The sequence below is a fragment of the New Jersey aster yellows phytoplasma genome, from assembly GCF_002554195.1.
Taxonomy (GTDB): Bacteria; Bacillota_I; Bacilli_A; order Acholeplasmatales; family Acholeplasmataceae; genus Phytoplasma.
Genome location: NZ_MAPF01000053.1, coordinates 1 through 12,224 on the forward strand (window position 1 = coordinate 1; position 12,224 = coordinate 12,224).

11 protein-coding genes and 3 pseudogenes are annotated in these 12,224 nt (G+C 26.3%); 13 read left to right on the plus strand and 1 reads right to left on the minus strand.

Annotated elements, in window-relative coordinates:
- The first annotated feature begins 450 nt into the window (after positions 1 to 450).
- The 4 genes and pseudogenes from BBA70_RS02125 (at position 451) to BBA70_RS02140 (ending at position 3,614) form a co-directional block, all read left to right on the plus strand.
- Positions 451 to 1,467: a lipoate--protein ligase gene (locus BBA70_RS02125; protein ID WP_011412693.1), complete on the plus strand. Its 1,017-nt coding sequence runs from the start codon at positions 451 to 453 to the stop codon at positions 1,465 to 1,467.
- A gap of 83 nt (positions 1,468 to 1,550) precedes the next feature.
- Positions 1,551 to 2,234 (plus strand): ECF transporter S component, encoded by a 684-nt coding sequence (locus tag BBA70_RS02130; RefSeq protein ID WP_011412694.1) that lies wholly within the window; start codon positions 1,551 to 1,553, stop codon positions 2,232 to 2,234.
- A gap of 733 nt (positions 2,235 to 2,967) precedes the next feature.
- A pseudogene (locus tag BBA70_RS02135) lies at positions 2,968 to 3,329 on the plus strand (AAA family ATPase); the annotation flags it as partial.
- Between the two features lie 18 nt (positions 3,330 to 3,347).
- Positions 3,348 to 3,614 (plus strand): hypothetical protein, encoded by a 267-nt coding sequence (locus BBA70_RS02140; RefSeq protein ID WP_252861579.1) that lies wholly within the window; start codon positions 3,348 to 3,350, stop codon positions 3,612 to 3,614.
- Positions 3,615 to 3,680: 66 nt separating this feature from the next.
- Here BBA70_RS02140 and BBA70_RS02145 read toward each other — a convergent pair whose 3' ends face one another.
- Positions 3,681 to 4,940: a methyltransferase domain-containing protein gene (locus BBA70_RS02145; RefSeq protein ID WP_238374403.1), complete on the minus strand. Its 1,260-nt coding sequence runs from the start codon at positions 4,938 to 4,940 to the stop codon at positions 3,681 to 3,683.
- Between the two features lie 542 nt (positions 4,941 to 5,482).
- Between BBA70_RS02145 and alaS the strand changes: the two are divergent.
- The 9 genes and pseudogenes from alaS to BBA70_RS02190 all read left to right on the plus strand — a co-directional run bounded on the left by alaS (position 5,483) and on the right by BBA70_RS02190 (position 12,148).
- A pseudogene (gene alaS / locus BBA70_RS02150) lies at positions 5,483 to 8,078 on the plus strand (alanine--tRNA ligase).
- 330 nt (positions 8,079 to 8,408) lie between these two features.
- A pseudogene (gene ruvX, locus BBA70_RS02155) lies at positions 8,409 to 8,863 on the plus strand (Holliday junction resolvase RuvX).
- A 1-nt stretch (position 8,864) separates the two neighbouring features.
- On the plus strand, positions 8,865 to 9,482 hold the full coding sequence (locus tag BBA70_RS02160; protein WP_011412700.1) for an O-methyltransferase: 618 nt from the start codon (positions 8,865 to 8,867) through the stop codon (positions 9,480 to 9,482).
- Positions 9,483 to 9,500: 18 nt separating this feature from the next.
- Positions 9,501 to 9,971 (plus strand): transcription elongation factor GreA, encoded by a 471-nt coding sequence (gene greA, locus BBA70_RS02165; RefSeq protein WP_011412701.1) that lies wholly within the window; start codon positions 9,501 to 9,503, stop codon positions 9,969 to 9,971.
- 1 nt (position 9,972) lies between these two features.
- Complete coding sequence (locus BBA70_RS02170) at positions 9,973 to 10,530, plus strand: YqeG family HAD IIIA-type phosphatase (RefSeq protein WP_252861576.1); 558 nt, start codon at positions 9,973 to 9,975, stop codon at positions 10,528 to 10,530.
- A complete protein-coding gene (locus BBA70_RS02175) occupies positions 10,517 to 10,720 on the plus strand; it encodes a hypothetical protein (protein ID WP_252861577.1) in 204 nt (67 codons plus the stop codon). Before BBA70_RS02170 ends, BBA70_RS02175 begins: the two co-directional genes overlap by 14 nt.
- Before the next feature lie 314 nt (positions 10,721 to 11,034).
- The gene (gene rsmD, locus BBA70_RS02180) at positions 11,035 to 11,595 is read left to right on the plus strand and encodes a 16S rRNA (guanine(966)-N(2))-methyltransferase RsmD (RefSeq protein WP_011412705.1); all 561 of its coding nucleotides are present in this window, start codon (positions 11,035 to 11,037) and stop codon (positions 11,593 to 11,595) included.
- 39 nt (positions 11,596 to 11,634) lie between these two features.
- A complete protein-coding gene (locus BBA70_RS02185) occupies positions 11,635 to 11,850 on the plus strand; it encodes a YneF family protein (RefSeq protein WP_011412706.1) in 216 nt (71 codons plus the stop codon).
- A 4-nt stretch (positions 11,851 to 11,854) separates the two neighbouring features.
- Positions 11,855 to 12,148, plus strand: a complete 294-nt coding sequence (locus tag BBA70_RS02190; RefSeq protein WP_252861578.1) for a super-infection exclusion protein B — start codon at positions 11,855 to 11,857, stop codon at positions 12,146 to 12,148.
- The last annotated feature ends 76 nt before the right edge of the window (positions 12,149 to 12,224 follow it).

A 12,224-nucleotide genomic window follows, 5' to 3' on the forward strand; every position in this document is an offset into this window, starting at 1 on the left:
AAAAAACCCTTATCAAAAAAAGGGTTTTTGCTGTTGTTTTTTGTTTTTTAACGTTAAAAAACAAAAAAATAAAGTACAATATAAGTATAAAAAGTGAAAAATAAAGAAAAGTTTCAATTTTAATTCCCAAAGCAAAAATCAATAACTTTCAAATTATTTAGTAATTATCACCTATTCCTCTTTGAATAATTGATTTGCATTTTTTTATTACATCCATCCCATTTTTTAAATTTTTTAACAGCAATTTAAAAATAAAAAACTTGCTATTAATTTCATTTTATCACAAAAGACAAGTTTTTTTGCTAACTAATATTTATATAATGAGCGTTTCCGTTGAATTTTGTATATTAAAAAAAGAGGCTTTTTTAAGCCTCTCAATAATTTTATTTAATTTATAGCATTTTTTTTGACTAAAATAAAATTTATAATACCTTAAAAGGGGATTTTATTATGATTTTGATTAAAATTAATCGTATCTGCGACCTAAAACCTTATTTTTATTACACACTAGAACAATACGTCCTTAATCATTTATTAAAGCAAAACCATGAAAAAACCTTCTTTTTTATTTGGAAAATCAAAGGAGTTGTAGTTGGCAAAAATCAAATAATTGAAAACGAAGTTAATTTAGATTATATCAAAGAACATAAAATTCCTTTATTTAGAAGACCTACTGGTGGGGGATGTGTTTATAACGACCCTCAAACTCCTCTTTTTAGCATCATTGCCAAAAAAGAAAAAAATTTCAGTTTTAAACCTTTTTTAGCTAAAATTGTTGTTGCATTACAAAAATTAGGACTTAATGTTGAATTTAGCGGCAGGAACGACATTTTACTAGAAGGCAAAAAAATTTCTGGAAATGCCTTTATGCAAAACAAAAATGGAATGGTAACTCACGGAACACTTCTTTATAATTGCGATTTTAAAACTATGATAAACACAATTACTCCAAACGACCAAAAATTAATTTCTAAAGGAATTGCAAGTGTACGTTCCAGAGTAACTAATCTTAAAGGCTATCTTCCAGATATGTCACAAGAAAAGTTAATGCAGTATTTAATTGAGGCTTTAACTGACCAAACTTATGTACTTAGCGATCAAGAAATAAAATTAATAGAAAAAGAATCTCTTCAATTTGCTTCTAATGAATTTTTATTTTTAACCCAACCCCATCACACGAAAATACTTAAAAAACGTTTTTCTTGGGGCGGATTAGAAATTTTTTTAGATATTAGATTTGGTTTAATTGAAAAAATGACTTTGATTGGAGATTTTTTTCACAAAGAAGATAATTTAGAACAATTTAGCAAACTTTTTGAAGGAATAACTTATCAAACTGAAAAACTACAAGAAGTTTTGAAAAAAACAAACATCAGTTTTTATATTTTGGATGCTACTAATGATGATTTTTTGAACTTACTTAAAGAAGGTATTTTAGAAGAAAAACTTAAAAATTTAATTTATTAGTAATTACTAAAATAATTCTAAATTTAAAAAAAATTTTATAGACTAGCAAAATAAAATATGGAAATAAAATCAAAGGTATATTTATGTTAAATAATCAAAAAAATGTTTTAAGAAAAATCATTGCCGTTTCTTTCTTGTTATTTTTGGCTTTTGTTTTGGAACTTCTTTCTCGTTATACTATTAATGCAGGAATCCCTTGCAATTATTCTTTTTTTCGAATTGAATTAATTTTTATCATTTTAATAGGTTATCTTTTTGGACCCAAATACGGATTTTGGGCTAGTTTATTTTATCTTTTAATTCATTATGTTTTAGAATTTTATTTTATGGAAATGTTATTAAACCATACACACCAAAATCATAATCACAGTCATCATCATAAAAATGAAAATGCAAGCAAATCCTTTATTTTCCTTTACAGATTTTTTCTTCCCTATTTTGTCTGCTCTTTTTCGGGTTTGTTTTATCGAAAAAACTTAAATCATCTCACCAAAAAAACACCTATTATAATAACTTTGGTGTTAATTAGTGTAGTTCAAATTACTTCAAGCATTTTATTTATTAATTTATTACAAGAAAACTTTACCAAAAAAACTTTTTTAAAGTGGTTCATGCAAAGCCCTTATTATTCTTGGTCGTTTAATCTTATTTATAGTTTTTCATCAGTTATTGTAAGCAATACTATTATAGGAGCTTTATTTTATTTAATTAATTTACGCCTTAAAGATAATATGGAATTTTTATATGGTTTTTCCAAGGAACATTAAATTTTAAAAAATCTTTTTTTAAAATCCCAACAAAATAATTTTTTTGTATAATATTTGTTTTTATTAATTTAATTACAATAATTTATAACCTTTTCTTTTATAAATTTCATCATGGAGCCTCTACTTAGTGTTTTTCAAATTTTTTAACAAAAACAAAATTATTATCTGCTTTATTTTTCCATTATTTTTAATTTTATTATTTTTAATTAGTCTAGAATTATCATATTTTTGGATAGAAAAAAATCAATTAAAAAACGCTTCTTTAATAAATATGTACGAAATGTTTGCAAAATTTAAAACAAACGAAATTAAAAAAATTAATTATACTTATAAAAGCCAATACAGCATTTGGACCAAAGAACATTATTTAATCCAAGCAGAAAGTTTTAATAATCAAAAATATTATTGTAAAATTACAGTCTCCAATTATGATTATTTAGTGCATGCTTTTTATTTATATAAAGATGTTTTGGTAGAAGCCAAAGAAAATATCCAATTTAATTTTTTAGAATTATATTTCAAATTTATAAGTTATTTTGTTTCTTTTATTTTTGGATGTTATATTTTAATTCATCTTAAACAAATGTTATCAAAAAAAATAAATAGATTTGATGCGAGCAATGGTTTTTCCAAAGACAAAATAACTTTTGCAGATGTAGCGGGTCTTGAAGAAGAAGAAAAAGAAATCCAAGAATTAGTTGATTTCTTAAAAGATCCTCAAAAATATCATAAAATGGGGTTTGCAATCCCTAAAGGAGTATTATTAGAAGGTCCTCCAGGAACAGGTAAAACATTACTTGCAAAAGCATTAGCTAATGAGGCAAAAGTCCCTTTTTATGCTGTATCTGGTTCTGAATTTGTCGAAATTTATGTAGGAGTTGGGGCTTCTAGAATAAGAGATTTATTTCAAAAAGCCAAAACTACTACTCCTTGCATTATTTTTATTGATGAAATAGATACTTTAGGAGCTAAAAGAAAAAACAATCCTATCATAGAATCACGCGAACACGACCAATCCTTAAACCAACTTTTATTAGAGATGGATGGTTTTTTAAACTTTCACAAATCATCATTATTGCTGCTACTAATAGAATAGATATGCTAGATCCTGCTTTGATTCGTCCGGGTAGGTTTGACCGTAAAATCAAAATTAATTTACCTAATCTAAAAGCTAGAGAAGCTATTCTAAAAGTTCATGCAAAAAATAAAAATATTTCTTTGGATGTTGATTTTTACAAATTAGCTTTAATTACTGAAGGTGCATCAGGTGCCCAACTTGCAGCCATCCTAAATGAGGCTTTAATTTTGGCTATCAGAAATAACAAAGACCAAATTAATAAACTTTTTTTAGAACAAGCAATTAAACGAATATTAAAATAATATTATAAAAACACTAAAATATAAAAAAAGTTAACTGAGAAAATAAGTTAACTTTTTTTATTTTATTTATAAAATGATATTTTTTGTAGTATTAGTAGCAGCAAAAATAAAAACTTTGGTTGGTAAAATTGCACTAGAAACAAAAATTTGATTTTTAGTATCTTTAATTTCTTCTACACCATCTCCAATATTATGTTTTTCAAGTAAAAATGGCAAAAAGCGATATTCAACAAACCTAATCTTATTTTGTTTAATTACTGTGGCAAGATTTTTATTTAGTTCTTGCAATTTTTCTTGTGAAAAAATACTCAAAGGCAAAGTAGATACTATCCCTTTTATTTGGTCTAGCAAAATTTTTTGTTTTTTTAACAATTCAATAAAATCACAAGCATCTCCTTCGATAACTGTCAAATCTGGAAATTTATTTCTCAAAACATTACATAATTCTTTATCAAATTCCAAAGCGATAACATTTTTGACTCCAAACTTTTGTACTAAATATTTAGTAACATTACCGCTGCCCGCTCCTAATTCCAAAATTTTTTCACCTGTTTTTGAATCTAAGTCTTGTTTTTCTTCAAACACCAAATTACTTAATTGTTTAGCAATATCTTGTGATTCGGGGAAAAGAGAAGATCCCATTTGTTGAGGATGAAACACCAATTCTTTGGCATGATTCCAATCACTTGTTTCCCTAGTAATAACACAAATCAAAAATGCTCCCAACACTAAAAGTGCACTTTTATAAAAAGGATGAATTTTTATTTTTTGCACTCCTATTAAACCCATTGCCAAAAGAAAAAAAGAGACAAAAAGTTTAAAATAAGCTAATATTAAATGGTTTTGGTAATAAGGATTAATAAAATGCGATTTCAAATCCACTTTAAAACCAAAAATAATAGAAGATAACAAAAAGTAGCAAAAAGGATGAACAAAAACTATCCACACTTTTTTCCAATCCAAAAAAGTAATTGATCGTTTCCAAAAATAAAAACAATAAACCAAAGGAAAAAGGACATATTGCAAATAATAAGGAATAAGCTGTATTTGCCAATTTGCAGAAATAAAATACTGTCTGCGATCTTCAATAAAATCACAAAAAACCAAACTTATAATTAAAATATTTACCAAAGCAATAAAACTTAATATTTGATAAAATTTAGTATTTCTATATTTAGTTAAAGCAAGTATTGCAACTATCAAAATTAAAAAAATACTTTGTCTTGTGTAATGAAAAATATTTTTAAAATAAGCAAATAAGTCTAGATGCGTTTGCAAACAACTATCAAAAATCGCCCAAATTAAAGTTATTGAAGAAAAAAGCACTAACAATAACGAGCTTAAATTTTTTTAATTTTAAAAAAATAAATTGAAAAAAATGAAGAATTAAAAATTTTGTAAAAAGATGTGATTTTCACTTTTGATACCTTTACTTTTTGTTTTTTTGTGTTATTATAATTATTTTTTTGGCTCAAAAAATAAAAAAATTAAGTTAATAAAAAATATTAAATTAAAATTATTTTGTTATTTCAAAACAACAATTAAATTATATCATTTTTTAAAACAATCCTTTTATAATTATAAACAATTAAAAAAAATATTTTTAGCTTTTACAAAACCAAAATAAGTTAAAAATAAAGAAAAAATGCAAAAAAATAAAGAAAAGCCATAAAAAAATGTTAAAATTAAGTTTGATCGGTTTTCTAATTTTATATATTTTAGACATCAATTATATATTAAAAATCAAAATTAAATCAAAATATATTTTAATAAAACTAATTATTTTTTGGCATCATCAAAGACCAAATCAAAAACCAAATTAATATCAAATATCACCCCAATTTTCCCCAATTAAAGGAGTTTTAATAATGACATCTTTTGAAATTAGACAAATGTGGATCAAATTTTTTTGCAAGCAAAAACCATCACATCGAAAAATCATTTTCTTTGATACCGCGAAACGAAGATAACTTATTGTGGGTTAATGCAGGCATTACCCCTTTAAAAAAATATTTTGATGGCACACAAACGCCTTCTTTTAGACGCATTACTAATGTGCAAAAATGCATTCGTACCAAAGACATCAAAAACGTAGGCAAAACATCACGACATCACACTTTTTTTGAAATGTTAGGCAATTTTTCTATCGGAAATTATTTTAAAAAAGAAGCTATCCATTACGCCTTTGAGTTGTTAACTTCGCCTAAATGGTTTGGTTTCCCATTAGAAAAACTCTACATCACGTATTTTTTTCAAGACCAAGATACTTATCAATATTGGCTTGACTTAGGAGTCAACAAAAACCACCTTATTCATTTAAAAGACAATTTTTGGCAAATAGGTCCTGGTCCTTCTGGTCCTTGCACCGAGATTTTTTTTGACAGAGGCAAAACTTTTGACCCTCGCAACAAAGAACTAATTATCGAAGATTTAGAGAACGACCGTTTTATCGAAATTTGGAATATTGTTTTTTCTCAATATAATTGTGACCCTAAATTACCTATCGAAAAATATCAAGAACTACCAAGCAAAAACATTGATACTGGGGCTGGTTTAGAACGTTTAGCCTGTATTTTACAAAACACCAAAACCAATTTTGAAACAGACCTTTTTTTTCCTTTAATAAAAGCTTTGGAAAAAATGACACAAATCACATACACAGGACAAGAAAGTTTTAAAATTATTGCAGATCACTTAAAAACTTTGGTTTTTGCAATCAATGACGGAGCAGTCCTCACTAACGAAAAAAGGGGCTATGTCTTAAAAAAATTATTACGAAGAGCTGCTAACGAAGGCAAAAAAATAGGTTTAGAAAAACCTTTTTTATATAAATTGGTTCCTCCAACAGTTGCGATGATGAAAGATTTTTACAAAGAACTATGCACCAACCAAGAAATGATTGCCAAAGTTTTATTGCAACAAGAAAATATTTTTGAAAAAACTCTCAAAACTGCGGAAAAAACTTTTTTACAACATCTCACCCAAAACACTTTATCAGGAAAAAACTTTTTCAAATTATACGACACTTACGGTATTCCCGAAAATTTAATTTTAGATTACGCTAAAAAGAAAAACATTACAACAGACTATCAAAAATTCCAAGAATTACTCCACGAACAACAAAATTTAAGCAAAAAAAACCAAACATCACAAACAAATATGAACAAACAAGAAGAAGCGTTTCTCCATTTTTTAACTCCCAGCGAATTTATAGGTTATACAAATTTTGCTTGTAAAACAAAAGTAATCAAAGTTTTTGATGAAGGAATAGTGCTTGAAAAAACACCTTTTTATGCTAATATGGGAGGACAAATAGAAGATGAAGGTTGGATTGACAACAACAAAGTTACCAAAATAACTAAACTACCAAACGGACAAATTTTGCACGAATTTAAAGGAAACTTTTGTGAAGGTCAAGAAGTTTATGCCTGCATTGACAAAACTAAACGCAAACAAATTTCTTATCATCACACAGCAACACATCTTTTGGAAGTAGTTTTGCAAAAACAATTAGGCAATCACATCAAAAAACAAGGTTCATCAGTAGGATTTAGCTCTTTGCGTTATGATTTTAATCATTTTGAAAAAATCACTCCCCAAACTTTATTACAAATAGAAAAAGAAGTAAACCAACTAATTCAAAAAAGAGTCCCAGTCAAAATTGAACAACTTTCAATCCAAGACGCCCAAAAAAAATACGCCACTCTTCTAGAACAAAATCAAAAAGCCAAATACAAAGACAAAGTAAGAATCGTAAATATTGATACTTTTTCAGTGGATTTATGCGGAGGAACACATGCCACAAACACTAAAGATTTAGAACATTTTACTATTTTGTCGTACGAAAGCATTAGCTCTGGCATCTACCGCATTGAGGCAGTTTGTAATAAAAATTGCCAAGAAAGTCTCAACGCCAAATTAGCTCCTTACCAGAACGAATTGCACCAATTAACTCAAAAAGCAAAATCCTTACAAACGCAAAACCTCGATTTTGAAATTAAAAAATTCCCTCCAATAACCAAAAGTTATCAAGATATTATCAATTATCAAAAACATATCAAAACACAACAACAAGCCTTAGTTCTTTTTGAAAAAAAAGTTTTAGAACATCATCAAAAAAAGATGATACAAGCAGAATCTAATTTTTTACCGCCACAAATTAACAAAAAAATGATGTTAACCATTAAAGAAGAAAAACCTTTAGAAGTTATCAAATTTTTTATGAATCATATTTTTTATAAATATCATTTAGAAGTTTTATTTTTATCTTATGTGCAACCTGAAAAAATTGTTTTTTTATGCCAAAGCAAAACTCTACATGCAGGCAATTTGATTAAAGAAGGTGTGTCCTTGGCTTGTGGTTCAGGCGGCGGAAATGCCAGTTTAGCTCAGGGTGGCACTAAAAAAACTCAAAATTTAGAAAAAATGCTTAATTTTGTAAAAAACAAATTAAAAATAAATTAAACTGTTAGAAAATTTTATAATAAAAATCCTCAAAGAAAAAATTCTAAAATTATTGAAAACCCTAAAATTCCTAAAAATTGTTAAAAGGTGTTTGAAATGACAAAAAACAACAAAATAAAAAAGGAAAAAATTAAAGTGCAAAAAAAGTTAAAATTAAATATTTTTAAAACCCCAAACCCGATATTTTTCAATTATTTTGAACAATTATTAATAAAATTATTTGCCTCAAAATACAAAAAAATTGATAAAATGAAGTTGAGTCCAAACCAAGAAGAAAAGAATAATTTTTATCATTCAAACCATTTTTTTAAAAAATGAGAATGTTTTATTATGTTAAACTGCCAAAATAATGCATCTTTGGGGTTGGATTTAGGTGAAAAAACTTTAGGAATTGCTTTATCACAAACAGGAATTATTGCCCAAAACCTCAAAACAATTTTTTTTGACACCCACAAATACGATCAATTGATTGCACCTTTACAAAAAATCATTTCTCAATATCAAATTAAAAAAATTATTTTGGGATACCCCAAACACATGAACAACGACATAGGAATTAAAGCCAAAATAAGTAATTATTTTAAAAAAACGCTAGAAAACAAGTTTGGTCAAGTAAAAGTAATTTTATGGGATGAACGATTATCTACCGTACAAGCAATCCAAATATTAAAAACCAATAACAAAAAAAAGGCAAAATTTTACAAATGAAAGACGAAATTGCAGCATCCATCATTTTACAAAATTATCTCGATTATATTAAATTACACCCAAACAAAGAGAATTGAAATGTTTGATTTTGAAAAAGAAAAGCGCTTAAAAAAATTAAAAAAATACGCCCAAGAAAACAAAATCCCCATTATTCAAGACCAAGGATTAGCTTTGTTGCTTGATGTAATTTCACAAAACAAAATCAAAAATATTTTAGAAATCGGAACTGCCATTGGATATAGTGCTTTGGCTATGAGTTCTCTTACAACTAAAATTGATACCTTAGAAAGAGATTTTATAAATTATAATTTAGCTAAAAACTTTTTAAAAGAAACTCCTTATCACATAAATGTCATTTGGGCAGAGGCGTTAATTTATCCTACTTGCAATTTAAAAAACTATGATTTAATTTTTATTGACGCTGCCAAAGCCCAATATCAAAAGTTATTTTACAAATATGTTCCTTTACTCAAAAAACAAGGAATTATCATTTTTGATAACCTCAATTTAAGTTGTTTTAAAAAAGCAAAAACGACTAAAAATAATAAAGGGATTTTCAAAAAAATGCATATTTTTCAAACTTTTTTAACAAATCACCCAGATTTTACCACCACTTTTCAAGATGTAGGCGATGGGTTAATTATTTCTTATCTCAAAAAAAATTTAGTAATTTTGAAAAAACCACCAAAAAAATAAAAAAAGAAGGTCTTTTTTATGAATAATAAAATTTATGAACTTACCCAAACAGGAATAGAAAAATTAAAAAAAGAATTAACTTTTTTAAAAGAAGTTAAAAGAAAAGAAAATTTAGAAGCTTTAAAAGAAGCGCGCGAACAAGGGGATTTATCGGAAAACGCTGATTATGATGCTGCTAGAAACGAACAAGCTTTAATAGAACATCGCATTTCAGAAATCCAAAATATTTTAAAAAATGTCCGTGTAGTTAAAGTTTCCAAAGAAAGAGAAGTAAGTATTGGGAAAAAAGTATCTTTGGAGCTTTTACACACCAAACAACAACAAGAAATTGAATTAGTAAGCACCTTGGAAGCAGATCCCTTTACAAACAAAATTTCGATTGAATCTCCTTTGGGGCAAAACATCAAAGGGCATCAAATAGGAGATATTGTTTTTGTTACCAGCGAAACTGGAAACACTTTTAGAGTCAAAATTGTAGATGTCCAATAAAATGACTTGTCCCAACAAACTTTTCATACCTCAACACTATTTTCCTTGTGTCTTGCAAATTCCTTTTGGCTTGTTTCAAAAAAAAGGCATTAAAGCGTTAATTTTTGATCTAGACAACACTTTAATTGAATGCAACAAAAATATTCTAGATGAGCAAATTAAAACCTTTTTAACTAATTTATCTCTTGTTTTCAAAATTGTTATTCTTTCTAACGCCTCTAAAAAACGACTCCATAAAGTTTTAAAAAAAGATTTTACTTTTATATATTTGAATTTTTTAAACAAAAAACCATCCCCTAAAGCTTTTCAAAAAGCATGCCAACTTCTCAATTTAGAGCCCATACAAATGTTGATGATAGGAGACCAACTCCAAACAGATATAAAAGGAGCTAATCAAGCAGGTTTTTGTTCTTTGTTAGTGAAACCCCTAAATCGCCTTCAAGAAAGTGCGTTTACCAAATTCAATCGTTTTTATCGTGAAAAAAAGTTTTTAACTAATCTCAAAAAACAAGATTATCACCTTTGGAAAGAAAAATTTCAAGACTTTGAAGAAAAATGAAAATAATATATTTTTTGCACAAAATTCGTCAAGACATTATAACAAACCTTTATTACATATTCAAATTGCAGTTTTATTTCATAATTACAACAAAAACGATACCTTAGTACAACAAAAACCCCATCTTACTCAAGTCAATATCCAAAAATACAACAAAAAAACCTACCATTTTTCGCGTTCTATCTGCTGAAAAAAATATTAAAAAAAGAATTCGGCATCACAAATATCGCTATTCTTAATGCCATCAAAAAAAACATTTTTGGAGTAATAAAAAATGAATTATTGCAATAAAATTATATTATTAAATGATAAATTAGAGCCTAAACGAAATTTTTTTCAAATAAAATATTTTCAAAAGCTAACTTACCTTAATCTTAATCAAGCTGTCTATAAACTTCTCAAAAGTAATTTTAATTATTTGAGTCAAAAAGGGTGCCCTTTAACTTTTAATTATCAAGAAATTTTATCCTCTTTAAAAAACTCCATCAAAAGAAAAATAGTTTCATGACAAAGACAACAATTATCATTGGAGGAAAATTCAAAGGGTGCAAAATCAAACTAGTACCATCACCCCAAACCAAAGCCACTAGCTCTTTGGTTAAAGAATCTCTCTTTAATACTTTGGGAAACTCAGTAAAAAACAAAATCTTTTTAGATTTATTTGCAGGCAATGGTTCTTATGGTTTTGAGGCTTTAAGCAGAGATGCTAAACAAGTCTATTTTGTTGATGCTTCCGTAAAAGCTTTTCAAACCTTAAAAGAAAATAACCAAAAATTAAAAATTAATTTGCAACAAAGCATTATTTTTTATGGTCATTTTATTAAAGCTTTAAAAAAATTCCAAAAAGCCAACTTGATTTTTGATTTTATTATTTTAGACCCTCCTTATTTTAAAGATTTTTATTTACCTGCTTTTGAATATTTGAACAAATTAACACATAAAAATAGCATTATTATTTGCGAATTACATCAAAAAATTGTTTTACCTACACAAATTAAAGAATTTGTTTTACAAAAAGAAAAACAATACGGTAATAAAAAAATCCAATTTTATCAAAAAATTTAGACTTTAATCAAGAAAAGAAAAAACAAAAAGGAGTTCAAAATGAACAATATTTGGTTATATATAAATCCAATTATAGGATTTTTATTAGGTGGAGCTTTCGGAGCTTTTTTAATGTTTCGTTGGTTTAAAAAACATTTACAAAAAAATCCTCCAATCAGTGAAAAACAAATCAAAGAAATGTTTCGTCAAATGGGACGTACCCCTTCTGAAAAACAAATTCGTCAAATTATGAACAGCATGAAACAAGGCAAATAAAATAATGTTTGAAAGTTTCCTTTTTACATTTATTTTTATTGTTTTTATTTGTCTTTTAGTTATTTTTATAATGAATTATTTTTATAGCAAAAATGTTAAAAACAAAATTATAAATTATTTATTGTCTTGTAGCAATTTAGAACAAGAAATATTAAAAAGTTTTTTGCAAAATCCTCATAAAACTTTTACCTTAACAAAAGATGCAAACATTACTAAAAATCTATTACAATTGAATATCATTTTTTTAAAAGAAATAGTTTCGGATGCTAAATATAATAATTATGTTTTAACCCTTTAATAAAAAATATTATTCACAAAAATAAAGATTTAAAAAAATTTACCATTAATAATATTTTTTAAATCATTTAAAATTT

Bases quoted from the DNA above. Each gene is read 5' to 3' on its own strand.
- BBA70_RS02125 (WP_011412693.1), top strand. From the start codon at position 451: ATGATTTTGATTAAAATTAATCGTATCTGCGACCTAAAACCTTATTTT.
- BBA70_RS02130 (WP_011412694.1), top strand. From the start codon at position 1,551: ATGTTAAATAATCAAAAAAATGTTTTAAGAAAAATCATTGCCGTTTCT.
- BBA70_RS02160 (WP_011412700.1), top strand. From the start codon at position 8,865: ATGTTTGATTTTGAAAAAGAAAAGCGCTTAAAAAAATTAAAAAAATAC.
- greA (WP_011412701.1), top strand. From the start codon at position 9,501: ATGAATAATAAAATTTATGAACTTACCCAAACAGGAATAGAAAAATTA.
- BBA70_RS02170 (WP_252861576.1), top strand. From the start codon at position 9,973: ATGACTTGTCCCAACAAACTTTTCATACCTCAACACTATTTTCCTTGT.
- rsmD (WP_011412705.1), top strand. From the start codon at position 11,035: ATGACAAAGACAACAATTATCATTGGAGGAAAATTCAAAGGGTGCAAA.
- BBA70_RS02185 (WP_011412706.1), top strand. From the start codon at position 11,635: ATGAACAATATTTGGTTATATATAAATCCAATTATAGGATTTTTATTA.
- BBA70_RS02190 (WP_252861578.1), top strand. From the start codon at position 11,855: ATGTTTGAAAGTTTCCTTTTTACATTTATTTTTATTGTTTTTATTTGT.